This is a genomic window from Rufibacter sp. XAAS-G3-1 (assembly GCF_013623775.1).
GTDB lineage: Bacteria > Bacteroidota > Bacteroidia > Cytophagales > Hymenobacteraceae > Nibribacter.
Window position 1 is genome coordinate 303,329 of sequence record NZ_JABFAM010000006.1, and the last position, 25,648, is coordinate 328,976.

At 51.9% G+C, this 25,648-nt stretch carries 16 protein-coding genes; 7 read left to right on the forward strand and 9 right to left on the reverse strand.

What is annotated here, in order from left to right; all coding sequences use genetic code 11:
- Positions 1–138 precede the first annotated feature (138 nt).
- Positions 139–786 (forward strand): trimeric intracellular cation channel family protein, encoded by a 648-nt coding sequence (locus tag HHO50_RS07990; protein WP_181305478.1) that lies wholly within the window; start codon positions 139–141, stop codon positions 784–786.
- Positions 787–1,657: 871 nt separating this feature from the next.
- Positions 1,658–1,873, forward strand: a complete 216-nt coding sequence (locus HHO50_RS07995) for a hypothetical protein (RefSeq protein ID WP_181305479.1) — start codon at positions 1,658–1,660, stop codon at positions 1,871–1,873.
- A 137-nt stretch (positions 1,874–2,010) separates the two neighbouring features.
- On the opposite strand, the gene HHO50_RS08000 is transcribed toward HHO50_RS07995, so the two are convergent.
- On the reverse strand, positions 2,011–3,168 hold the full coding sequence (locus HHO50_RS08000) for an alpha/beta hydrolase (protein ID WP_181305480.1): 1,158 nt from the start codon (positions 3,166–3,168) through the stop codon (positions 2,011–2,013).
- 421 nt (positions 3,169–3,589) lie between these two features.
- On the opposite strand from HHO50_RS08000, the gene pgmB reads away from it, so the two are divergent.
- The 4 genes from pgmB (at position 3,590) to HHO50_RS08020 (ending at position 10,523) form a co-directional block, all read left to right on the forward strand.
- Positions 3,590–4,249 (forward strand): beta-phosphoglucomutase, encoded by a 660-nt coding sequence (pgmB, locus tag HHO50_RS08005; protein ID WP_181305481.1) that lies wholly within the window; start codon positions 3,590–3,592, stop codon positions 4,247–4,249.
- 331 nt (positions 4,250–4,580) lie between these two features.
- Positions 4,581–6,899, forward strand: coding sequence for a glycoside hydrolase family 65 protein (locus HHO50_RS08010; protein ID WP_181305482.1), 2,319 nt, complete (start codon positions 4,581–4,583; stop codon positions 6,897–6,899).
- Positions 6,900–7,306: 407 nt separating this feature from the next.
- Complete coding sequence (locus HHO50_RS08015) at positions 7,307–9,070, forward strand: alpha-amylase family glycosyl hydrolase (RefSeq protein ID WP_181305606.1); 1,764 nt, start codon at positions 7,307–7,309, stop codon at positions 9,068–9,070.
- A 127-nt stretch (positions 9,071–9,197) separates the two neighbouring features.
- Entirely contained in the window at positions 9,198–10,523 is a 1,326-nt protein-coding gene (locus HHO50_RS08020; RefSeq protein WP_255478651.1) for an MFS transporter, read from the forward strand.
- A gap of 110 nt (positions 10,524–10,633) precedes the next feature.
- Here HHO50_RS08020 and HHO50_RS08025 read toward each other — a convergent pair whose 3' ends face one another.
- From HHO50_RS08025 to HHO50_RS08045, 5 genes are all read right to left on the reverse strand, one after another.
- The gene (locus HHO50_RS08025; RefSeq protein WP_181305483.1) at positions 10,634–12,202 is read right to left on the reverse strand and encodes an alpha-amylase family glycosyl hydrolase; all 1,569 of its coding nucleotides are present in this window, start codon (positions 12,200–12,202) and stop codon (positions 10,634–10,636) included.
- Positions 12,203–12,426: 224 nt separating this feature from the next.
- On the reverse strand, positions 12,427–14,631 hold the full coding sequence (locus HHO50_RS08030) for a glycoside hydrolase family 97 protein (RefSeq protein ID WP_181305484.1): 2,205 nt from the start codon (positions 14,629–14,631) through the stop codon (positions 12,427–12,429).
- 302 nt (positions 14,632–14,933) lie between these two features.
- On the reverse strand, positions 14,934–15,995 hold the full coding sequence (locus tag HHO50_RS08035) for a SusE domain-containing protein (protein ID WP_181305485.1): 1,062 nt from the start codon (positions 15,993–15,995) through the stop codon (positions 14,934–14,936).
- A gap of 31 nt (positions 15,996–16,026) precedes the next feature.
- Positions 16,027–17,610, reverse strand: a complete 1,584-nt coding sequence (locus tag HHO50_RS08040) for a RagB/SusD family nutrient uptake outer membrane protein (RefSeq protein ID WP_181305486.1) — start codon at positions 17,608–17,610, stop codon at positions 16,027–16,029.
- Between the two features lie 24 nt (positions 17,611–17,634).
- On the reverse strand, positions 17,635–20,658 hold the full coding sequence (locus tag HHO50_RS08045) for a TonB-dependent receptor (protein WP_181305487.1): 3,024 nt from the start codon (positions 20,656–20,658) through the stop codon (positions 17,635–17,637).
- Positions 20,659–21,003: 345 nt separating this feature from the next.
- Here HHO50_RS08045 and HHO50_RS08050 point away from each other — a divergent pair, with 345 nt between their 5' ends.
- Entirely contained in the window at positions 21,004–22,050 is a 1,047-nt protein-coding gene (locus tag HHO50_RS08050) for a LacI family DNA-binding transcriptional regulator (protein WP_181305488.1), read from the forward strand.
- 707 nt (positions 22,051–22,757) lie between these two features.
- On the opposite strand, the gene HHO50_RS08055 is transcribed toward HHO50_RS08050, so the two are convergent.
- From HHO50_RS08055 to gldF, 3 genes are read right to left on the reverse strand one after another with little or no spacing between them, the layout of a single operon-like run.
- Entirely contained in the window at positions 22,758–23,192 is a 435-nt protein-coding gene (locus HHO50_RS08055; RefSeq protein WP_181305489.1) for a GNAT family N-acetyltransferase, read from the reverse strand.
- Positions 23,182–24,891, reverse strand: coding sequence for a gliding motility-associated ABC transporter substrate-binding protein GldG (gene gldG, locus HHO50_RS08060; RefSeq protein WP_181305490.1), 1,710 nt, complete (start codon positions 24,889–24,891; stop codon positions 23,182–23,184). The genes HHO50_RS08055 and gldG overlap by 11 nt, the downstream gene beginning before the upstream one ends.
- On the reverse strand, positions 24,885–25,613 hold the full coding sequence (gene gldF, locus HHO50_RS08065; RefSeq protein ID WP_181305491.1) for a gliding motility-associated ABC transporter permease subunit GldF: 729 nt from the start codon (positions 25,611–25,613) through the stop codon (positions 24,885–24,887). Before gldF ends, gldG begins: the two co-directional genes overlap by 7 nt.
- Positions 25,614–25,648: the final 35 nt, after the last annotated feature.

Consider the following 25,648-nt stretch of genomic DNA (forward strand, 5'->3'; position numbering starts at 1 on the left):
CCTAAGGTCAGGTTTCAATCAACGGCTAACATTTACCTTAGCCTGCCCGTTAGGGAAAGGCTGGGCTTGATGACCGGTTGGCAGAACATGCTGGCCGTTGCCGCGGTCGGGCTTATTTCAACTTCCTGGGGTTATAGCATGGAGAAATTACATTCCTTGTATTATGTGCTTGAAATAGCTGGTACGTTCGCCTTTGCCATAAGTGGGGCGACGGCGGCAAGAAAACGCAACCTTGACTTGTTTGGGATCTGCGCCATTGCCTTTGTGGTGGCCTGCGGCGGCGGTATCATCCGGGATCTTTGCATTGGGGCTATTCCACCCGCCGGGTTAACCAACTGGCCCTATTTGGTGGTCGCCATTATTGCCGCAGGGTTAACCGTCCACTTTTTCCCGGTGGTACAGCGGCTCACCCGCCCGGTGCTGTTCTTTGACGCCGTTGGCTTATCGTTGTTCGCCGTGACCGGGGCAGAGAAAGCGCTGCACTATGGCCATAATGGGGAGGTGGCCGTTCTGTTGGGGATTACCACCGCGGTGGGCGGCGGAGTGATCCGTGATGTTTTGCTTACCCGGGTGCCTGTCATTCTGGAGAAAGAGATTTATGCTTCGGCGGCACTTTTAGGGGCCGTGCTGGTCGTGCTGGGGAATTACCTGCAATGGGTATCACGCGATTGGGTGGCGATCATTGCTTTAACGGTGTGTTTTACCCTGCGCATATTAGCCCTCTATTTTCATTGGAACCTGCCTGTTCCCGCGAATGAGAAAACCGACCTGGATAAACAAAAATAGCACCTCCTGCTTTCCCCTCTTTTTCTCTTCACGATGAAGCTGTTTAGTGTTTTATGCCTGTTTTCATAAAATCAGCCTGAAAACGGGGTACCCGCGTACGTTTGCTCCAGAGGAATTGCTTTAAAAGCCGGTTAATGAAAAACCCTAAACAGGTTCATAGTACAAAGCAGGTCTGTCTCAGGATTCATACCACTGTTGAATATTGGTGCCGCTTGGAAGGAGATGGCGGAGCGCCAGAACCCACCCCTCCCAGGAGGGGAATACGCCTTTGCAGGGGATAGGAATGCGTGAACCTACGTGTGTAAACACCCCCCTTCGCCCCCTTCAAAAGGGGAAGTATTTGCTTTAGAGGACAGAAGGACTGAATGGATAGAGATAGCTTCTGCTCCTTTCCCCAGTTCCAGTCTTCCCCGAGCGCGCCTCGCTTTTGGCCCTGAATAGGCAGTAGCTAAGAGCGAATATCTTCACAGGCCGAAAGGGCAGTGCGAGAGGGGAAGACGGGGCCCCGCGGCCGTGAGCGCATACCGCCAAAGCTGGAACAACACAGCACTTGCACCCACGCAAAAAGCAGCCAAGCCAGGGGAACAGCATAAGGCATGCACAAACCTAATCATTCCACAGAAGCCAATTCCAGGCAGAGGCTAAAAATTCCCTTTAGCAAAAAGAACAGTAAGGAAGTGGAACAAGCCGGATTCACCACCACAGAACCAATCACCTCTAATAACCCGCAATCCACACAATCACACGCAGAGAGATCATCCCTAAACCTGTACCCAAAACACTCCCCACTATAAATCAAAAATTGCGTATAGAGATTCAACCCAGTCTTACAATTGAAAAGCGATAAGGCTACACTAACTCTATACACGCTATGAAAAAGACATTTGTAACAAATCTGGTGGCTTTGGCTTTGGCCTCGGGGATTATTTCTTCCTGCGGAGGAGACGCGCAAACACCAGCAGAGAAAACCGGCACGACCAACACCGAAGACATGGTAGAAGGGGTTGACGGTGGGCTTGACTCTTTAGACCTATCCGCCGACACCACTACTTCTTCGGGCTCCACCGGCCAAGGCAATGGTCAATGATTCAGGAACGAGCGTAAACCGTAACCCCCACCATACGGGAGACAAAGTAATTTACTATGATAAATAAATCGGCGTTTAGGGCCTGTTTTAGGTAAAACAGGCCCTAAACGCCGATTTGTTTTCAAAAACCGTGCTGCCTATCGGGAGAACAGCCACTTGAAAACCCGGGGGAACTCCCTTTGCCAATAAGCCTCGGTGTGTTCGCCGTCTTCGTGCACTTCATATTTGAGGTTGGAAGGCTTAAGCCCTTGTTTCACCAAAACATCGCGCATGCGGGCCATGTCGGGTACCATCTGCTTGCTCTCTTTGGCCCCGGCTAGCAAGAACATCTTTAAATCGGGCGCAGGCTTTGTTTTGGCGGCAAAGTCAAATATCTCTGGCGCGAACCAGAAAGCCGGCGAAAAAACACCTGCCTTGCCATACACCTGCGGGTATTTGAGGGCCGCATAAAAGGAAATCAGTCCGCCCATGGAGCTGCCCGCTACCCCCGTATGTTCTTTATCGGTGAGCGTGCGGTAATGAGCGTCTATGTAAGGCTTAAGCGTCTGCACCAGAAAGTCTACGTAGGCATCTCCTTTTCCGCCGCCCAGTTTCTTATTTCGCCAGGGCGAGTATTCATTAATGCGTTCTTCTCCTCCGTTATCAATGCCCACCACAATCACTTCGCGGCCATTAGATTCAAACTGCTCGTTCAAAGACTCATCTACGCCCCATTCTGCTCCGCCGAAGGAATAAAAAGCGTCAAACAGATTCTGCCCGTCGTGCATATACAACACCGGGTACTTCTTGTCTGAGGTAGCATAATTGGGGGGCAGGTAAAGCCAGATCCGGCGGGATTGCTTTAGCTGGGGCATCCAGAACTGATTACTCAGAATCAGGACATTGGCGGTGGCGGTATGGTCTTTCGTAGTAGTAGGGAAATTATCTTGCCAGTTTTCCACCTCAATACGTACGGTGTCCCTGCCTGGTTTGACTTTATACGTCCTGTTTCCCCGGCCCGTACCGTTCAGCAGCGTCTCCACTTTCTCCCAGTTGCCCCTGGTGATTTTATACTCCAACGCCCCCTCACCCCCAGGCAGCGTGAGGTAATACCTGGCATTGGCCGCCCGCTTGAACGCAAAACGCGTAGCCCGTGGGTTCCAGTGGTTCAGATTGGCTGCCAGAAAGAGCGTATCCTCCAGCGGGGTTTTCTCTGGCACCTTCGCAACCTCAACAGTGACCTGCGCCTCAGCCGGAACCACCAGCACCCCAAGAAATAAAGATAAAAGCGCAAAAAGCCCTCTCCACATTTTCATAAATGGCATTTTTAATTCCAGGAAATCGATTTCTTAATGAAAAAAGCGTAGATTTACCTCCATCATTTTACAATATTAACAACAGCCGTAGATATAGCCGTCTAAAGGTATTATAATTCCTGAAAGGCTACTTCGTTCTTAGCAGATTGCCAGCAGGTTAGTGCCGCAGGGACAAATAAGGTTTCGCTGCCAAATAGGTAGCCTATTTATTCTGATGGCCAAAGAAGCAGGCTTGCAAGATGGTTCGCAACAAGTAACGTTTGCGGGGCCGTGAACCAGCAGCCTATTCTAATGGATATGGGGTAGTATTCGTACAGCAGAAAGCCATAACCTGTTTCAGGACTGTTTTTCTGAAACAAGGCCCAAAACAATAGAAGCAAACATCGCCCTTTTACAGGGTGCAGACATAACCACAAGCAACATGCGAATCCTCAAAGCCTGCCTTTTTGATTTAGACGGAGTGCTGGTAGACACCGCGGGGTACCATTTCAAAGCCTGGCGCCGCTTGGCCCAGACCTTGGGCATTGACTTCACCGAGCACGACAACGAGCGTCTCAAAGGGGTTAGCCGCATGCGGTCACTGGAGATCATCCTGGAGATTGGCGAACGGACCCTGCCCCCAGAACAGATGCTGGCCCTCTGCGAGCAGAAAAACACCGAGTACCTGCTGGACGTGGCCCAAATGACCCCAGCCGAAATCCTGCCCGGCGTGGTAGAGTTCCTCAAAGCGCTTAAAGCCGAAGGCTTCAAGATCGCCCTCGGCTCCGCCAGCAAAAACGCCCAACTGATTCTGGAGCGCACCGCGCTGCTCCCCTTTTTTGACGCCATCATTGACGGGCGGCACGTGACCAACGGCAAACCAGACCCCGAGGTCTTCCTGAAAGGAGCCGAGGCGCTGGGCGTATTGCCCGAAGAATGCGTGGTGTTTGAAGACGCCGTGGCCGGGGTGGAAGCCGCCAAAAACGGCAACATGCGCTGCGTGGGCGTAGGCCAACCAGAAGTCCTCACCCTGGCGGATATTGTGGTGCAAGACCTCACCGAGATGTCGGTGGCAAGGCTTCGGGAATTGGAGCAAATGTAAAAGTTTGCGTTTAGCGGCTGTTTTCAGAAAATCAGCCATAAAACGTGTTAAGCCACTTGTCCCCCTTTGAAGGGGGTTGGGGGATGATAAAGGCGGCAAGAAGAACCAAAAGAAATGCTAAGCGCCAGGAAAAATGATTCTCGGGAATGCCTGACCTGCACGCGTCATCATCCCCCTACCCCCTTCAAAGGGGGACGAAAAAGTAAATTCCGTTTCAGGCCTGTTTTCCCAAAATCAGGCTCAGAACAAAATAAAACGCAACTGAAGAAGAAGTCTTGAAACCTGTGTCTTGCTACTTGATACCTGATACTTGATACCTGATACAACTATTATGAAACAATATGTCACCGTTGATGAGTGGTCTATCATAGAGGAAGGCTTCCATCCGCAGTATAACCAAATCTCGGAAAGCATCTTCAGCCTGGGCAACGGGCGCATGGGGCAGCGCGCCAACTTTGAGGAGGCGTTCTCCGGCCAGACCCTGCCCGGCAATTACGTGGCCGGGGTTTACTACCCCGATAAAACCCGCGTGGGCTGGTGGAAGAACGGCTACCCCGAGTATTTCGCCAAGGTGCTCAACGCCGCCAACTGGATCGGCATTGACGTGCAGCTGGACGGCGAGACCCTGGATCTGCACCAGTGCCAGGTGCTGGATTTTCGGCGCGAGCTAAACATGCGCGAGGGCTGGCTGGAACGCACCTTCACCGCCCTGCTGCCCAGCGGCAAGCAGGTGCGCGTGGCCGCCCAGCGCTTCACCAGCATCGTGGACGACGAGGTGGGCGCCATCCGCTACAGCATCACGCCGGTGAACTTCAGCGGTACGCTCACCCTCACCCCGTACGTGGACGCCGACATCATGAACGCCGACTCCAACTACGACGAGAAATTCTGGGACGAAGTCCTGCAGGAAGCCCACCCCACCGAAGGCTACGTAATTGCCGAAACCAAGAAAACCTTCTTCCACGTCTGCACCGGCCAGAAGTTCGCGGTCACCCAGAACGGCCAGGAAGTGAAGGTAAACGCCACGCCGCAGGAAAAAACCAAATACATTGCCTCTACGTTTGAGCTGGCCGTGCAGCAAGATCAGGAAACCGTTCTGTACAAGTACGCCGCCAACCTTTCCTCTGAGAACCACCCCAAAGCAGAACTGCTGGCCAACACTAAAACCGTGCTTTCGGCCGCGGCCGAGAAAGGCTTTGACCAGCTGATGCGGGAGCAGGCCCAGGCTTGGGCGGCCAAGTGGGAGGAAAGCGACATTGTGATTGAGGGCGATGCCGCCGCCCAGCAGGGCATCCGGTTCAACATCTTCCAACTGAACCAAACCTACACTGGTGAAGATGAGCGCCTGAACATCGGCCCCAAAGGCTTCACCGGCGAGAAATACGGCGGCACCACCTACTGGGATACCGAGGCCTACTGCCTCCCCTTCTACCTGGCTACCGCCGATCCGCAGGTGGCCCGCAACCTGCTCGTGTACCGCTACAAACACCTGCCCAAAGCCATTGAGAATGCCGAAAAACTAGGCTTCAGCGGCGGCGCGGCCCTGTACCCCATGGTCACCATCAACGGCGAGGAGTGCCACAACGAGTGGGAAATCACCTTTGAAGAAATCCACCGCAACGGGGCCATCGCCCACGCCATCCATGACTACATCCGCTACACCGGTGATGATGGTTATTTGGCCGAGTACGGGCTGGAGGTACTGGTGGGCATCTCCCGGTTCTGGGCGCAGCGCGTAAACTGGTCGGGCGCCAAGAACCAGTATGTGATGCTGGGCGTGACCGGCCCCAACGAGTACGAGAACAACGTCAACAACAACTGGTACACCAGCACCATTGCCACCTGGACCCTGGACTACACGCTCAAAGCCTTGCAGCACGTGCGGGAAACCTCCCCGGCGCGTTATCGGGAATTGGTTGGCAAACTGAACCTGAACGTAGCCGAGGAAACCGGGAAATGGCAGCACGTCATTGGCCACATGTACTACGCCGAAGACCAGGAACTAGGCATTTTCCTGCAACAGGACGGCTTTCTGGACAAAGAGCAGACCCTGGTACGCGACCTTGACCCGGCAGACCGCCCGCTGAACCAGAAATGGTCATGGGATAGAATCCTGCGCTCGGTGTTCATCAAGCAGGCTGATGTGCTGCAAGGCATTTACCTGTTTGAAGACCGCTTTGACCTGGAGACCATCCGGCGGAACTATGATTTCTACGAGCCGCGCACCGTGCATGAATCCTCGCTGTCGCCCTGCGTGCACGCCATTCTGGCCGCCAAACTGGGCGATGAGGAACGCGCCTACGAGTTCTACCTCCGCACCGCCCGCCTTGACCTGGATGACTACAACAACGACACCGAAGACGGCTGCCACATCACCTCTATGGCCGGCACCTGGATGGCTGTGGTACAGGGCTTCGGGGGCATGCGCGTGCGCGATAACCAGCTGTTCTTCAATCCATTTATCCCAGCTGGCTGGAGTTCTTATTCCTTCAAGATCCGGTTCAGGGGCCACCTGCTCAACATCAAGGTAACCAAGGAGAACGTGCAGATGGAGAACCAGCACGAGGCCGCCCTCACACTCAACGTGTTTGACCAAGCCGTGGAAATCAAGGCCAATGGCAAGGCCGAGATCGCGCACCAGTTGGCGTAAAAAGACCTCACCCTAACTCCCTCTCCCGCGGAGAGGGAGTTTTCAGCAGTTGCGTTTAGGCGCTGTTTTTTAGAAAACGAGCCTAAAACAGAAAGTTCTTCCCTTTGGCGCGAGACTAAAGTCTCGTGACCTGGGATGAAGCGAGTCTCCAGACTCGCCGGGGATTACGAACCGGAATATGTGAAAAGGGTGTCTGGAGACTCCCAACATCCCAGGTCACGAGTCTGGAGACTCGCGCCAAAGGGAAACTTGCTACGCGCTACCAGTTACGATAAAACCACATGAGAAAAACCAAGGCCCAACGTCCGCTTCTGTCTCTGGTGCTGCTGGCAGCGCTGGAGGCGGGCTGTACCTCCACCGCGCCCACGGGCAATAGTAGTTCAGACTCTAACACATCAGAAACCGCCATGACGCAACCTGGGCAAACCACTGACCCCAACACCACCGGGGAAGAAGTGCAGGATCACAAGCTGGTCATTTACCAGATGATGACGCGCCTGTTCGGGAACCAGAAAACGCTGAACAAAACTTACGGCACCCTCCAGGAAAACGGCGTGGGCAAGTTCCATGACATCACCCACCAAGCCCTACGGGAAATCAAGAAGCTGGGGGCCACGCACGTGTGGTACACTGGCGTGCTGGAACACGCCACCATGACCAACTACACTAAATTCGGGATTCCGCTGGACGATGCCGACGTGGTGAAAGGCCGCGCCGGCTCGCCGTACGCCATCAAAGATTACTATGACGTGAACCCAGACCTGGCGGTAGACGTGCGCAAGCGGATGGCGGAGTTTGAGGCGCTGGTGCAACGCACCCATGCTAACGGCCTGAAAGTCATTGTCGATTTCGTGCCCAACCACGTAGCCCGCAAGTACAGTTCAGATGCCAAACCAGCGGGCGTGGAAGACTTCGGGGCGAAGGATGACCACACGGTTGCCTTCAAACCCAACAATAACTTCTATTACCTGCCGGGCCAGGAACTGCAGGTTCCCGCCGCCAACAATCCTTTGGGAGCCGCGTTGAAAGGCCCGCAGGAAAACGGCCGGTTTTCTGAAAACCCCGCCAAAGCATCTGGCAACGACGTGTTCAGCGCCTCGCCCAGCGTAGACGATTGGTTTGAGACCGTGAAACTGAACTACGGGGTAGACATCCAGAACAACCGCACCAAGCACTTCGCCCCCATCCCCGATACCTGGCACAAGATGCGCGACATCCTGCTCTACTGGGCGGGCAAAGGGGCCGATGGATTCCGCTGTGACATGGCCGAGATGGTGCCGGTGGAATTCTGGGCCTGGGTTATTCCGCAGGTGAAAGCCCAGCACCCAGACCTCAAATTCATCGCTGAGATCTACAACCCCAAAGAGTACCGCAACTACCTCCAGAACGGGAAGTTTGATTACCTCTATGACAAGGTGGGCTTGTATGACGGCGTACGCCGATTGATGGAAAACCGCGGCAAAGGCAATACCCAGGAGATCACCAGCGCGTGGCGCGAGGAAAGCCGCGGCATCTCCAGCCACATGCTCCGTTTCCTGGAAAACCATGACGAGCAACGCATTGCCTCTGCTGAATTTGCGGGCACTCCCTTGGCGGGTATTCCGGCCATGACGCTAAGCGCTACCTTGGGCAGTGGCCCGGTAATGGTGTATTTTGGGCAGGAAGTGGGCGAGCCCGGCAAAGGCCATGAAGGTTTCCAGGGCGAAGACGGCCGCACCACCATCTTTGACTATTGGGGCGTACCCGCGCACCAGGCCTGGATGAACGGCGGCAAATTTGACGGCGGCAAACTCACCCATGCTCAACAGCAACTGCGTGAGTTCTACTCCAAATTGCTCAACCTCAGCACCAGCCGCGAAGCCATCCGGAAAGGAAAGTTCTATGCGCTTACCGCAGCACAGAATGCCGCCCCGGCGGGCGTGTACGCGTATCTGCGCCACACGGCCCAGGAGCAGGTTCTGGTTTTGGTGAACTTTAACCGGGAAGCGGCTAACTACGCATTGGCTTTACCGCCATCGGCTTTAGCCGCCATGAATTTGGATAACAAAGGATCCTTCATTTTACAGGATCTGCTCACCAACACCCCACCGCTGTTCTTTCAGCCATCTGTGAAAACCAGCATTACGTTGGCGCCACTGAGTGCGCACGTGTTTTTATTGCAGAAGAAATAAAAGAAGCATTTTAAGACCTCACCGGTCTACTTTTCATCACTAGCCTTTCTGACCTGATTTTCTGAAAATATAGCAGAAACGGGATGAACCTAACAGACAAACAAACCTTTTAAATATCTCTTTGCCCATGGCACAAACAATCTCGGCGCAAGCCAAACCTCGTCTGAGTTTCTGGCAAATCTGGAACATGAGTTTCGGGTTTATGGGCATTCAATTCGGGTTCGCGTTGCAGAACGCGAACGTGAGCCGCATCTTTGAGACCTTGGGCGGTACCGAAATCGCTCTTTACTGGCTGGCGGCCCCCGTGACGGGACTGTTGGTGCAGCCCATCATCGGGTACCTGAGTGATCGTACCTGGAGTCCGGTTTTCGGGCGACGCAAGCCCTTCTTCATGGTGGGGGCTTTGCTGGCTTCGCTGTCGCTGTTTGCAATGCCAAATTCGTCGGTGCTTTGGATGGCGGTGGGGATGCTCTGGATTCTGGATTCCTCTATCAACATCTCCATGGAACCGTTCCGGGCGCTGGTGGGCGATCTGCTTCCCTCTGAGCAGCGGACGAGAGGGTTTGCCACCCAGACGTTCTTTATCGGGATAGGCGCGGTGGTGGCCTCTTCCCTGCCCTGGATTTTCAATAACTGGATAGGGCTGCCCAACACCGCCCCGGCGGGCGAAATTCCGCCCTCGGTGAAGTGGGCGTTTTACAGCGGCGGCGTGGTGTTCTTTTTGGCGGTGCTCTGGACGGTGGTGAAAACAAAGGAATATCCGCCCGAAGACCTGGAGGAATTCCACCGGGAGAACAATGAGACTACCTTTTGGCAAGGTGTTTCTGAAACCTTCTTCGGGATTTTCAGGATGCCCAAGACCATGCTGCAGTTGGCTTTGGTGCAGTTCTTTACGTGGTTTGCGCTGTTCGCGATGTGGATTTTCACCACGCCCGCCGTCACCAGCCACGTGTACGGCGCCTCTGACACCACCTCCAAACTCTACAACGAAGGAGCCGACTGGGTAGGCATCTGTTTCGCGGTGTACAACGGCATCTCGGCCATCTTTGCCTTCGTGTTACCCGTCATCGCCCAGAAAACCAGCCGTAAGATGACGCATCTGCTCTGTTTGGTGATTGGCGGGATAGGATTGATCTCCATTTACTTTATCTCTAACCCTACCCTGCTGTTAGTTTCCATGGTGGGCGTAGGCATTGCCTGGGCGAGTATCCTTACCATGCCGTACGCGATTTTAGCTGGTTCTTTGCCCGCCAAGCGCATGGGGTACTACATGGGCGTCTTCAACTTCTTCATCGTGATTCCACAGATTGTGGCCGGTTCCCTGCTGGATTTCATCAACAAGAACATCTTCCACGGCGAATCTATCTACGTGTTGGTGGTGGGCGGTTGCTCCATGATTTTCGCTGGTTTCCTGACCCTGATGGTGAAAGATGTGGATGAGAAAACTGTTTGATTTCAGTTTCATTTTATGAATGAAGAAGCCCGAGGCAGTGCCTCGGGCTTCTTCTGTTTTGGGCCTGTTTTCAGGAAAAATGCCTTAAAACGTAAACAGACTTGAGGCAATCACTTCTTTAGAACCGCAGTACTGTAGGCAGGAAGCGTGAGTGAGGCTTTATTCAGTTTAGCCTGCTTGGTTTTGAAGAACAGTTTATCGTAACCGTTTAGATTCTCTGGCAGACGCACCGTGATGTCTGTACCAGAGAGATTGTGCAGCACCAGCAAGGATTCATCTTCGTGCACCCGAGTAAAGGCGCTTACCGCTTTGTTCTCAAAGGCAACCGGTTCAAGCTTTCCGTAGGTCAGGGCCTTGCTTTGGTTCCGCAGGCTGATCATCGTCTTGTAATGCGTGTAGATAGAGTTCTTGTCCTTCTGCTGGGCGGCTAGCGGCGCAACGGTGGCCTCGGTGGTGTAAACGGGTTTTAGCCAGGTAGTGCGATTTTTGTCTTTGGCTTTGGAATCCCACAGGAACGGTTCTCTAATTTGCTCATCGGGCTTTTTACCCGTCATGCCTATTTCTTCGCCGTAGTACAGATAAGGAGAACCCGGCAAGGTAAGCAACAACGAGGCGGCCATCTTGGCTTTGTTCACGTCATTGTTGAGCGTACTCATGATGCGGTTCTGGTCGTGGTTGCTCAGGATGGTGGCGTCTATGAAATCTGGGTTCACGGACTGGTAGAAGTTGGTGATCTTGGCATGTTTGATGGCCAGCGAATCTCCCCGGCCTTCGGTCACCGCTTGGGGGATCACCCAGCTCATCTCAAAGTTGAACAAGGCAGGCAGGCCTTTCAGGTACGGGGCCACTATATCGGCGGGGGCCCACACCTCTCCTACCAGGTACACGTCTTTGTTCGCTTTCAGCATTTCGCTCCGGAAATACACCCACCATTGGTGGTTATCGAAAGGCCGTTCGTCGGGAAAAATGTGGCGGGCGGCGTCTAGCCGGAACCCGTCTACGCCTATCTCTGAGAACCAGAAGCGGCCAATCTTAAAGACCTCCTCGCGCAGTTTGGGGCTGTCGAAGTTCAGGTCGGGCATGCCGTCATAGAAGTAGCCGTAGTAGAGGTAATCGCTGCCCTCCACTTTGTGCCAGTGCCGGGTGTTGTCAGAATCTGCTCCGGTGGGCCTGCCCTCCTTCTGGGTCTGCGGGTCGTTTTTATGTGTCCAGACGTAATAGTCGCGGTACGGACTGTTCTCGTTCTTGACGGCATCCTTAAACCAAGGGTGCTGGCTGGAGGAATGGTTCAGTACCATGTCCATCACCACTTTGATGTTGCGTTGGTGGGCCTGGTTGATAAACTCCCTGAAGTCTGCCATGGTGCCGTAGTCCGGGTGAATGCCGTAATAGTCGGTCACGTCGTATTTGTGGTAAGACGGCGAGGGGTTGATGGGCATCAGCCAGACCGCTCCCACGCCCAGGTTCTTCAGGTAGTCCAGCTTGGAGGTCATGCCTTTGATGTCGCCAATGCCGTCGCCGTTAGAATCAGCGAAGGACTGCACGAAGATTTCATAGGTGATGCCCCGGGGCCATTGGCTTACTTTCTTCTCCTGCGCCTGTAGCGCTTCTGGAGCGCCCAAGGTGCCGAGGGAAATCAACAACGAAAGGGCAAGGTGTGCTAAGGTAGGCTTTTTCATGTAAGGAATTTAGGTTGGGTTGGAAGCTACTCCAGGGCAAGGCTGAGAAGGATAGCACCCCCACTTTCCATCCTGCTCCTGCCACGGAGTAGCTTTCATTAAGGAATCAAGATTTGTTTTACTGCTGTTTTCAGCCTGTTTTTAGAAAAACAGCCCGAAAACGGGGTTCGTTTCTGTTTTCCGCCTGATTTCTGAAAAGCAGGCGGAAAACAGAAACGAACCGCTTAGAGCCGCTGCAGCCCTTTGGTTTGGTTTTTAGCCGCCTCTTCAAAGCTGATGGCGTACCCACCGCCGGGTGCCACGTGCTGCGACAGCCTTGATTTGCTGTTCACCGCCACTTTGCGGATGTGGTAGGCCTGCGGGTTGGTCCTGTAGTGGGCGTCCTTCGCATCTGCGTAGATGGTGGCGATGTAGGTTTTGCCCTTGTCCAGGAAATCGAACCTGACGCTGGAGGTGCGGGCATCATTTCCGCCCACGCTGCCCAGGAACCACTGGCCCGTGCCTTTGGCCTTGCGGGCCACCGTCACGTATTCGCCCGGCTCGGCCTCCAGGTAGCGGCTGTCATCCCAGTCAAGGGCCACGTCTTTGATGAACTGGAACGCGTCCGGGAAACGGACGTAGTTCTCGGGCAGGTCGGCGGCCATCTGCAGCGGGCTGTACATGGTCAGGTACAGGGCCAGTTGGTTGGCCAGGGTGCTGTTCACGTGCGATTTGTTGTCCGGGTTCAGCTTGCTCAGATCCATCTCGAAGATGCCCGGCGTATAGTCCATCGGCCCTCCTATCAAACGGGTGAAAGGGAGCACCGCCACGTGGTTCGGCTTGGAGCCCCCGAACGACTGGTACTCCGTCCCGCGGGCGGACTCGTTCCCGATCAGGTTGGGCCAGGTGCGGGCGGTACCGGTTGGGCGCACCGCCTCGTGGGCGTTGACCATGATCTGGTACTCGGCGGCTCTCTCCAGGGCGTGCTGGTAATGGTTCACGATCCATTGGCTGTAGTGGTTCTCGCCCCTTGGCAGGATGTCGCCCACGTAGCCGCTTTTCACGGCATCGTAGCCGTTGTCTTTCATGAACCGGTACGCCTTGTCCAGATGGCGCTCGTAGTTGCGCACCGAGGAGGAGGTCTCATGGTGCATGATCATCTTCACGCCCCTGGCCTTGGCGTACTCCCTTACGCCCTGCACGTCAAAATCTGGGTAAGGCGTCACGAAATCGAACACGTAGTCTTTGGAGTTCCCGAACCAGTCTTCCCAGCCAATGTTCCAGCCCTCCACCAGCACCCCGTCAAAGCCGTGCTCGGCCGCGAAGTCAATGTAGCGCTTCACGTTGGCGGTGTTGGCGCCGTGTTTGCCGTGCGGCCTGGCTTTGGTGTAATCAGTAATACCTAACTGTACCGAGGGATAGTCGTTGGTGTAAGACCAGTTGCTTTTCCCGGTGATCATCTCCCACCAGACCCCCACGTACTTCACGGGTTTGATCCAGGAGGTGTCTTTGATCTTGCTGGGCTCATTGAGGTTGTAGGTCATCTTGGAGGCCAGGATATCGCGGGCATCGTCGCTCACGATCACCGTGCGCCACGGAGTGCCGCGGGGGGCCTGCATGTAGCCTTTGTCGCCCACGGCGTCGGGCGTGAGCCAGGACTCAAACACCATGTTTTTGTCATCCAGGTTGAGGTGCATGGCCGGGTAGTCGACCAGGGCGGCCTCGTGCAGGTTGATGTACAGGCCGTCGGCGGATTTCATCATCAGAGAGGTCTGCACGCCGGTGGGCGAGAAAGGGGTCTGGGAGATGTTGGCCGTCACCGCCTTGGCCATGATGCCCCTGATCTCGGACAGCTTGGAGGCGGTGTAGTCGTACTCCTGCGTGTCATAGTCGCCCGCGATCCAGTAGGCGGTATGGTCACCGGCCATGGCGAACTGCGTCTTCTCGTCCTTGATCACGAAGTAAGCCAGGCTTTTCTGGGTGGGGAACTCGTAGCGGAACCCCAGGCCGTCATCGAACAGGCGGAAGCGCACCAGCATCTGGCGGCCGGTGCCTTGCTGGCTGAGCGTCACCGCCAGCTCGTTGTAGTGGTTGCGGATGGTCTTCACCTCGCCCCACACCGGGCTCCAGGTCTCGTTGAAGGATGCGGTCTTGGTATCTGTTACCGTGAAGTTGCTGTGCAGGGAACCCTGGAGGTTCACGGCCTTCTGCTCCATGTTGGCGTCAGATCCGCCCGAGGCGGCATCGGCGGCTTTGGTCTTCAGCACGAAACCCAGCTTGCTCTGTTTGATGACCGGCTTGCCTTTGTAGGTTAGGCTGTAGGTGGGAGAGCCGTCACCCTGAAGGGAGAACCTCATGGTGAGCTTCCCGTTGGGGGATTTCAGATCCTGGGCATTGGAAATACTTAGAAATGAAAGCAAAACACATGCTATTAAAAGAAATTTACTCATGTTATTTCAGCAATTGATGTTAGTTACAAAAAGGTATCAGCATCGTTTTGACAACAGCCGGATACCTAGAAAAGGGGTTTTCCTATAAACCCATCCATTTACAAGGGTAGCAATGGTGTAGTGAGGTATTCACCTTCTTGGCCTAGAACCAAATGGTTCATAAGTTGTTCTACAGGGATCACTGCGTAATGGCAGAAGCAGTAGAAACAGGTAGGCCATGCCTTGGATTAAAAAATCAAGGAGGCTATCTCACCTGTAACTTGAGATAGCCTCCTTGGCCTTATGTTAGATTACCTACTCACCTATAGCTTTGTGAGCGTGTAGGCATTGTCCGCTAAGCTGAAGGTAATTCTGTAGGTACCCGCAGCAGGCACTTGTATATTATTATTGTCACTCTGGTTTAAGGTACCATTTGCCCCTCCGTAGTTGGTATCCCAAGCATCGTTCAAACGGAACTTGAGGCCTCCCGCTTTCAGGTCTGTGGTGAGCGACCAGGTTTGCGTGCCATTGTTGTAGGTCATATCAGTATCTGCTGCATCCCAGCCCCCGGCAGTAGCATCCCCAATGATGCCCCAGCTATATTTAGCGGCGGTAAACGTGTTCTCGTTCAGATTTATAGTTAAACGATACATACCAACACCAGGCACGGATAAATTGTCAGGGGCCGATGTACTTACTTTACCGTTTCCGGCATCGCCGTAAGCAACAGTCCAGTTCTTGGCCGGTGTAATCTTAAACTCTAATGCATCATCACCCACAGTAGTAGGGAAGTTGATAACCCCAGAATAGATTCCATTGCTGGTAGGCGAAATCAAACTATCAGCAGTCTCAGGCTTCCAATCTTGAGTTGGATCAGTAGACTGATATCCCCCAGGCACATACACAAATGAAATTAACGTGTAAGGGTTAACCGTCATGCTCACTACATTTGAATACACCGGTGCAATGGCATCAGAACCTGCAATTTGTGATTTTACCCGAGCTTCTACTGTGGAATTAATACCAGTAGGCAAGCTCATGGACAGTAACAGAGCATTAAACTCCAATACGGTATAGCTTCTGCTTGAAATACCACCCCCTATGACTACCTCTTTAGGGTTGTCGAAATTACTTCCGGCAGGTGCCAATTGGATTGTATTGGTGGTAGCTGCATCAAAGCCAAAATCTGCTTCTGTCCAGGTGAAAGTGATGGCCTGGTCTGCTTCATTTTCTTTCTGCAAAGTCAATGTAGTGGCTGAAGCCGTAAAGGCAGCACCTGTTCCATCAGTATTGGCTATGATTCTTTCTTCTTCTTTCTCACAAGAGGAAAAAAAGAAAAGCAGCAGACCAAGCAGGCCTATATTGCTTATTAAAGATGTTTTCATTTTTTTCTACTTTAAAAGTTCAGGAAATAGATTAGTACCCTGGGTTTTGTTTCAGATTCATATTGGCGTTGATATCAGAAGCCGGGATAGGGAACAATCTATAGTCTTCGCTAACACCTCTTCCAGCTTTTACCCCACCTTTCCATGGCCACAGGTAGGCGTCAGTAGTAAACCTTCTATAACGGATCAGGTCTGTGCGACGGAATCCCTCCCAGTACAACTCACGGGCTCTTTCATCCAAAATAAAGTCTGTGGTAATGTTAGTGACGTTACCAGATGTATTCCCATAAGCCCGGGTACGCAAGGCATTCACATACCCAATCGCGGTAGTCAAGTTTCCTCCGGTACCGCCACGTAGCACGGCTTCAGCATACACCAGGTACATTTCCGCTAAGCGGAACAAAGGGAAGTCAGTGGAAGTGAAGGTTCCGTTGGCAGACGGAGCAGGTACTCCACTAGAGGTAACATTTCTGAACTTGGTGACTTTTGGCCCCTCTGCAAATGCAGACGGATCATCCATTTCCAGTTTATCAATGAAGAACATGGCCCGCTTGTCTGTATTGCCACTATAGTCTGTGAAAGATAAGGGCAAGTTCTTGGTACCACGAACACCACCCCAGCCGCCATTAGGAACGCCAAATGCGGCAGGATTCATGGCGGCATTTATCGCGGCATTTATCAAAAAAGTAGTCCCGCCAAAATTCTGGGTTTTTATGCCGTCATAGTTAATGGCCAGAATTGTTTCGCTATTATCAACATTGTTATCGGCCAGAAACAAATCTCTGTAATTGCTGTCAAGGGTATAGCCAGAAGTTATAACCTTGTTGGCATAGGTAATGGCGTCAGTATACCGGGCGGTGCCCGTATACACCTCAGCATTCAGGTACAAACGCGCCAGCAAAGCCTGAACCGCCGCCTGATCGGCCCGGCCGTATTCATTCTGACGCGGCGCCGCCATTAAGGGCTCTATAGCCAATAATTCAGTCTCTATGTATTTGAATAATTCAGCCCGGGAAATCTGCGGCGGAAAGTATTTCCCGATAGGGTCGTTTTCGGTTACGAAGGGCGGGTTGCCAAACATATCCATTGCTACCCAATATTGAAAGGCCCTTAAAAAGCGCGCCTCCGCCTGGTATTTCCGGATAAGGTCTGCGTCTGCTCCTGAAATACCTCTTTCACCTAGTTTAGCGTCAGAAGATTCTCTGATGAACTCATTAGCCATGGTAATCTGAAAGAAAATACGGTTGTATAATCCTGTTACTATGACATTACTGGCAGTCCAGTTCATGTTGTGAAAATCCTGGAGACCCGGGTCGTTCCAGGTTACGTGCGCCTCATCGGTGGTTAGTTCCTGCAAATTCCAGAATAGCCGCAGAAAATCTGAAGTACCCACGTCAATACCGGCCAAGTCTGAGGTACTGGCCCCACCGCTGCCAGATAAGGCATAGGCACCGTACACTTTGGCCAATACTTGTTTATATCCTTCAGGGGTGCCATATACAATGGCGGAGGTAGTGGCATTGGTTGGAGTTAAATCCAGATCTTCATGGCAAGATGTAAGACAGCCTAGCACAATGGCTGATATACCTGTTGCTTTTATAAAAAATGTTCTCATTTCTTTGTCAAGTTTGATGATGGATTAGAAACCAAGATTTAAGCCCACTACAAAGGTTCTGGGTCTCAGGTAAAAGTTGTTGTCAATACCACTGCTGATCTCTGGATCTACCCCGGTGTATTTGGTCACGGTGAACACGTTCTGGCAAGTAAGGCTTAGCCTTAGATTAGCGGTATTGAACACTTTACCGGCATTGTACCCCAAGGTCAGGTTGTCCATGCGCAGGAAAGAAGCATTTTCAATGTAATAGTCAGATTGGTACTGATTATTCACGAAGTTGCTGTTGTAGAAGCTGGTGCTGCTGTTACCAAGGAAACCTGAAGGGTTGAGGATGTTACGGGCAACCCCCAGGTTAGCAGAGATGTTGTTGTACATGTAGTTCCCCAGATAAGCCCGCATAATGGTGCTTAGGTTCCATTTTTTATAGTCCACCTGCGTATTGAAGCCCAAGGTAACCTGAGGAGCCGCCGCCTTATACCGGTACATGTCATTTTGATTGATGATTCCATCATCATTCAAATCTGCATATACGCCTTCTAACGGGGTGCCATTTTCATTATATACCTGTTTGTACACGAAGAAGGAATAAGGTCTGTACCCAACGGTGTTAATCTGGATGTTCTGACCGGTTGCACCGGAGATTCCGCCCACCGGGTCACCAAGGTAAGCAAGGTCTTCAGCGGCAGTTAACTTGGTGATTTCACTTCTGTTCGCCGTTAGGTTTAAGCCAATGCTCCAATTCAGGTTTTCCTTTTGCACCGGAACCGCATTGATGCTGAACTCTAAACCTTTGTTTATTAAATTACCTACGTTGGTAAAAATCTTATTACTGAAGTTTGAGCCTACCGGAATATTCACAATGTTCAGCAGATCTTCCGTCTGCTTATAATAAACATCTATAGATCCATTAATCCGGTTGTTGAAGAAACCGTAATCTAAACCAATGTTAGAAGTAGCGGTTTGCTCCCATTTGATGTTGGCATCATACGCCGCAGGGGTGTACATATAATAGTAGTTGTTCCCTAGTTGGTACTGAGCCGACTCTGTACTCAAGCCATATACAGGTAGGTAGGCATAGTTATTCCCAATCTCCTGCTGGCCCGTAACCCCATAACTCACTCTGAGTTTCAAATCATTCAGGGCGGTTACTGTTCTCAAGAACGGCTCTTCGCTAATTCTCCAGGCCAAAGAAGCAGATGGGAACACCCCCCATCTGCCATCGGGCGAGAACCGCGATGATCCGTCCGTCCGTACGGTACCAGTGAAAGTATATTTATCCCTGAAGGTGTAAATCAAACGACCATAGTAGGATATCAAGGTGTTTTCAGGAATGTCGAACGGAAACACAGGCGTACTTCCTTCTATGATATCGCCGGCGGCACTGAAGTTAGGATAGTTGTAGTTTTTAGTCTGGTTGTTGTAATACCCATAACCAGCCGTGGCATTCACATTACTTTTAATCCCGGTCAGGTCTTTGGTGTAGTTCAAATAAAACTCCAGGACTTTATTATTTACCCGCTGGAGGTAATAGTTGTTTGTACCAGCCGTGGAATAGCTTTGCGCAGCCTCAGCCGGCACAAATACGGTTCCCTTCCCTTTGGCTATATCATACCCCAGGTTTAGATTGGCGTGTAGTTCAGGTAAGAAATGGAAACTGTAATCAAGCTGGGCATTACCAAAACTTCTCTGCACTTCGCTTCTGTCATTTCTTTGTTCCAGCAAAGCCACCGGGTTTCTTGAGGCATTCGGGTTTAAGAGGATGTTCCCCTTGTCATCCCTGGAAACCCATTCAAAATAATCCCCAAACTGGCTTTCTGTCCGTACAGGTTGGGTGGGGTCAAAAGCCACCGCTGCGCCAATGGCCCCTTGGTTAGCAAACCGGGTATTGGTAATGGAACCCTTTACATTCAAGTCAATTTTGAGATGGTCATCTAAAAGGCGCGGAGTCAGGCTAACAGCGGCCGATTTACGTTCAAATTCATCTGTCCGCAGAACGCCATCTTGGTTCAAATAGCCCACAGAGACGCGATAAGGCATGTTCTTGTAAGCCCCGGAAAGGCTTAGGTTATTGTCTGTTCCAGTGGCTGTTTGGTAAACCTCATCTTGCCAATCGGTATTGGCTGTTCCCAGAAGGGTCTTTTGGGCGGGGGTGCCATTCTCGTTTACATAGGCCCGGAACTCATCTGCTCCCAGCACATCTACTTTCTTGGTGACAGTAGAAACAATGTATTGGGTATTGAAGTTAACGGTTGGTTTACCGCTCTGTCCTTTCTTGGTGGTAATCAGCACCACCCCATTAGATGCCCGGGAACCATAAATAGCCGTAGCGGAAGCATCTTTCAAGATGGTCATGGATTCAATATCATTCGGGTTGATTAAGCTCAAAGGGTTTGAAGCCCCAGAAATATTATACCCGGTGAGAGGCACTCCATCCACTACGAATAACGGATCATTGCTAGCGTTCAAGGAAGCCCCACCCCGGATGCGGATGGTACTGCCCGAACCTGGCTGCCCACCACTGGAGGTAATCTGCACCCCGGCGACCTTACCCATGATAAGCTGTTCAGGCGTGGTCACGTTCCCCTGCTGAAAATCTTCAGAACCCACCGTGGCTACCGCCCCTGAAAGATCTTCTCTGTTCTGGGTACCATACCCAATCACCACTACCTCATCCAGGGCTCTGGCATCGGTCAAAAGGTTTACGTTGTAAGTTGACTGGGTTCCTACGGGTATCTCCTGCGACACATACCCAATGTAAGAGAACACCAGGGTACCGGCAGTGCCAGAAATCGGAAGAGAGAACTGTCCGTTTACGTCAGTAGCGGTGGCGGTAGTGGTACCTTTCAGCACCACAGATACTCCAATAAGCGGAGCAGTTCCGTCTCCGGTCACAGTACCAGTAATGGTTCTTTGCTGGGCAACCGCTGGCCCAGCGCCTACCAACAGAATGGCTACCAACAGCACCAGCAGGGAAGATACTTTCCCTAGTTGCCGAAAGCTATGCCAGCCTAGGTATATTGGCTGATTCTCAGGTAATAAGTTTGTCATAAATGAAGGATTAAGATGGTTTTTTTGAAGTAAGAGAAACAAATAATCAGCTGAAAACACTGATGCTCATTACAAAAATGAAAGAAATCAACGGTTACGAAATCGATTTCCTTAGCGATTTATGAATTTAAAACCGAATCTCAAAGGATTTGTTACAACAAAATAACAAGTTTTTTTTAATGATTTGCCAAAAATAGATTCTCAGGACTTGATATTTTAAAAAAAATCAAGCGGTTAGTGCCCTATTTTTAAGATTTGTTTAATTAGATTTGTTTCAATAGTACCTACAAGAGATTGTCACAGGGAATATTCTTCTCTGACTCACTAAGAAATCGATGTTCCCCTATGAGTAGAACTACCATACATGATATAGCTAAAGAACTAAATACAAGCCCTTCAACGGTTTCCAAAGCGTTGAACGACCATCCTTCCATCAGTGCCGCCACCAAAGAACTGATCAAAGCGGCGGCCCAGAACCTGAACTACCGGCAGAACCGCCTGGCTTCTTCTTTAAGGTCTGGCAGAACCAACATTATTGGAATTGTCATCCCTAGTGCAGACATCGGGTTCTTTGGCGGGGTGGTGCACGGCATTGAGAAACTGGCCCGCAGCAACGGCTACAACATCCTTTTGTTCCAGTCGCACGAGACCGGCGAGTATGAGGTAGAAGGGATAGAGACCCTGCTGCAAACCAGTGTGGACGGGATCATAGTCTCCATTGCCAAAGACACCCCCAACCTGGATCATTTCTATGACGTGAAAAAGCGGAAAGTGCCGCTTATCTTATTTGACCGGATAAAAGATGAATTGAACTCCCCATCTGTAGTGGTGGATGACTACAAAGGGGCTTTCATGGCCACCGAGCATTTGATCCAGCAGGGCTATACCCGCATTGCCCATATCTCAGGGCCACAGCACATCAAAATCTTCAATGACCGGTTGTGCGGCTATGTAGACGCGCTTAAAACAAACAACCTGCCCGTAGACGATGACCTGATCCAGTACGGCCGAAACTCCATTGAATCTGGCAGGGACAGCGCCGAACGCCTTTTGGCCAGAAACAAAGGCATGGATGCCATCTTTGCGGCGGTAGACATCACCGCGCTGGGCGCCTTGCAGTACCTGAAGCAGGCTGGCGTGAAAATGCCCGAAAAAATAGGCATCATCGGTTTCGGGAATGAACCCTTTAGTCCTTACGTCACGCCCAGCCTGTCTACCATTGACCAGCAACCCGCCCGCATGGGGGAAGAGGCGTTTACTCTGTTCTTAGAAGCCATGGCCAAAAAAACCGCAGGCTCCCACGCAGGGGAAGTAATGGAAGAACCCAAAAAGATAGTGCTGGAACCCGTCCTGATTGTTCGCGAATCTTCGGTCAGGAACCCACAGGCGTAGGCAGAAAGCAAAAAGGAACCCCTGTTTTTGGCTTGTTTTTCATAAAACAGGTTAAAAGCAGGGAATTGAGCAGTTCACTTAGCCGAAGAAGTGCCGTCTCCCCGCGCCGCTTCTCCTGAACATTATTCTTTTGCCCGCATTCCGTCCCCCCTTTGAGGGGGTAGGGCGCTTGAAAAACCGAAACCAGCTACTATAAAAAGATTAAAAATAATTCTCTAAAATGCCTGATTAGCACGAGAAATCATCCCCCTACCCCCTTAAAAGGGGGACGGAATGCGGGCCGGAGGGTGGGGCTCAAGGACGGAACAGGTGCTTAAGCTTAGCTAGTTAGATGCTTCTGTGTGATTCTGTATTGCTCGCGCAATTTCTGAATTCGCGTTGTTTTATGAAAACTATCCAAAAACGGGGACTCCCTTTTTGGATAGTTCTAAAAAGGGAACGATTTCACTCGCTCGCCTCTGGCAAGTGTGACGTTTTGGTTTATCATTACTTTTCCAATACTCCCCCTTTTTAGAGCATGTTTAAATTTCATTTTTGCGCTACAAACGGCCATAAAAAGAACCTGCGTTCGCCTTTTTTTCGCCCCGTAGCGCTGCCACGCGGCTCAAAAAACGCTTCCGCAGAACCTTTCTCTGGCCATTTTCGCCAGCAAACCTGAAATTTAAACAAGCTCTTAGATGGTTTTAACGTTGGGGCTACGAAGCGTTTTAGGGCTGTTTTTTCAAAAACAGGTTCTTTTCCATCTGCACGTACTCAACCCCGTTCTTTTCAAACGTCTCCCCTTGCACCTGCATTCCGGCTCTCAGGTAGAACCCGAGGGCTGAGGTTCGGGCGTGGCACCAAATGGTGGTGTCGTTTTGGGTGCGGGCGTAAGCGAAGACATGCTTTAAAAGTTTTCGGCCCAGGCCTCTCCCTTGAAAGGAAGGCAACGTGGCAAATTTCCTGAACTGTACCCGGTTATCTTCCTGGAACAGAGAAATCACGGAAACCAGTTGTTCGTCTTTAAAGGTGCCGAAGTGAACCCCAACCGCATCATCCGGTAGTTGAACAAACTCTAGTGACTGATCGGGCCACATGACCTGGTGCCGCACCGGCCAGGTTTGCGCCGCCGTAATGCGCTTAATTTCTGTTTTACCGGGCATACTTCCGTTTCCGGAGCCAAAACTTAGCCACCCCGAAGAGCAGCAGCAAGGCCAGCGGGATGCCCAGGTTTATGGCTTGCCACTTGGTTCTTTCTTCGCGCAGTTTTGCTTTGTCCAGTGGTCTTAGTTTGATTTCTTTTCCGCGGAGTTCAATCAAGCCTTTCTCGTCCAGCAGGAAATCGGCCACGTTTTTCAGGAGTTCTTTGTTTGCGTAGCGCGAGCGCGAGAAACGATCAAACCCTAATTCCAGCGGCCGGCCCGAGCGCGGGTCTACGTCATTGGCGGCTAAATCTCCGTCAGAAAAAATAACGAGTTGGGAGGCTTTGCCTTCGGCCTGGAACGGAATTCTTGTCCCTGCCGGAACGGGACGGTTCTTGAACACTGACTGGAATTTCCCCTCCAGCAAATACCCCACCGGAATGGCATTCTGGCTGAAAAGCCTGGGGTCACGGTCAACCCGCGGGTCGTTCAAAGAAATAGAAACCGGCGAATCGCGCTTGCGCGAGTATTGGGAAGTCCAGAGCAGCGGCGATTTTTTAATGCCCACGGCTTTCACGGTGTCTAGTGAACTGACGAACCGGGTTTGCACGGCATCCAGGTTACGGGTGAGCGGCAGGTTACTGAAGTTGCTGATGAGCGGATAATAGCGCCAAGGCACCAGTTGGGTCTGGGGCTGGTTGCCCATGTAGCCCGTCACCATGGGAATGAAGCTGGCGTTCAGATCCTGCACCAAATCTGGGTTCACCCGCACGCCGTACTTGAAAAGCAAATCCTGCAGGTTCAGGTCATACGGAAACGCCAGGAACCCTTCTTCCCGCACGCTGTCCAGTGAGGCGCGTACGCCGTCCAGCATGAACAGCATTTTGCCGCCCCTAATCAGAAACTGATCTAGTTTGTATTTATCCAGTTCAGAAAAGGGCTGGGTGGGTTTCAGGAGCACCACCAGGTTGAAGTTGTTCAAATCAGGCACCTGCGAAAGATTCACGCGGTTTACGGTGTAATATTCCGAAAGCGTGCCCAAAAAGTCGGCGGCCTGCGGAAGCCAGAGTTCGCCGTGGCCCTGCAACACCCCTATTCTGCCGGCACTCACAGAGGCTACTTTCCTGATGGCCGAGGCCAACTCGTATTCCAACCCTTCAATGGACTGGTTCAAACGCTCTTCGGGCGGAGCCGCTTGGCTGCCTTTCAGTAAGATGGCCGCCGTTTCTTTGTTTCCCGCCGAGATCAAGGCCCCCGGAAAAACAATTTTCTCTACTTTCTTGTCGCCTTCCTGCGCAAACAGGTTGGTAGGCTGCAGGCCTTTCTGCGCCAATTGGGTGTAGAACTGGTTACGGGCCTGCTCATTGGTATTGGTGTTGGGGTCTACAAACTGGTACTGGATGTTGCCGTCTGAGTACAGACGGAACTCCTCCAGCATCTCGCGGGTGCTGTTCTGGAGCCTCCGGAAACCGGCCGGAAATTCCCCTTCCAGATACACGGTCACTTGCACCGGTTCTTTGAGGTCGGTGAGCAGGTTTTTGGTTTGGTCAGAGATGGAATAGCGTTGGTCTTCGGTTAAATCTATCCGGAAGAAGTACCGATTGGCTACGAAGTTCAGCACCAGCAGCAGCCCAACGGCCACCAGAAAGAACGTCCAATCTTGCCCGCGGCGGCTTTCCACTTTGGGGTTTGGGGTTTGGGGGGCTGTCTGCTCTACCATTTTCTGCTCTCTAACACCAGTTTAGTCCCCAATAACATTATGGTAATCACACTTAGAAAATACAGCACATCTCTAGAGTCAATCAACCCTTTGCTGATGGAGCTGTAGTGATACGAAATGCCCAACTGCGCAATGTAGTACGACATGGTTCCCCAGGCATCAATGGAAGCCAGCAAGTCAAAACCAGTGTACACCAGGTAACACAAGAACACCGCCAGAATGAACGCCACAATCTGGTTCTCGGTGAGGGACGAAGCAAAAATGCCCATGGCCACGAACACCGCCGCCAGAAACACCAGCCCCAGGTAAGAACCCGCCACAGCTGCCGAGTCAATGTTCCCCACCGGGTCGCCCAGTTGGTACACGCTTACATAATACAGCAACGTGGGCAGCAGCGCGAACAAGGCCAGCAGCAAACAAGCAAAATACTTACCCAACAGTAACTGGGTATCTGAAAGGGGTTTGGTCAGGAGCAGTTCCATGGTACCGCCTTTGCGCTCCTCGGCGAAGGCGCGCATGGTAATGGCCGGAATCAGGAACAGGAACAGCCAGGGCGCCAGCATGAACACGCTCTGTAAATCGGCGTAGCCGTAGTCCAGCACGCTGCTATCTGGGAAAACCCACATGAACAGGCCCGTGGCTACCAGAAACACCCCCATGACAATGTAGCCAATGAGGGAATTGAGGTAGGAATTAAACTCTTTGGAAAGAATGGCGAACATATGATTTGGATACAGGTATCAAGACACAAGTATCA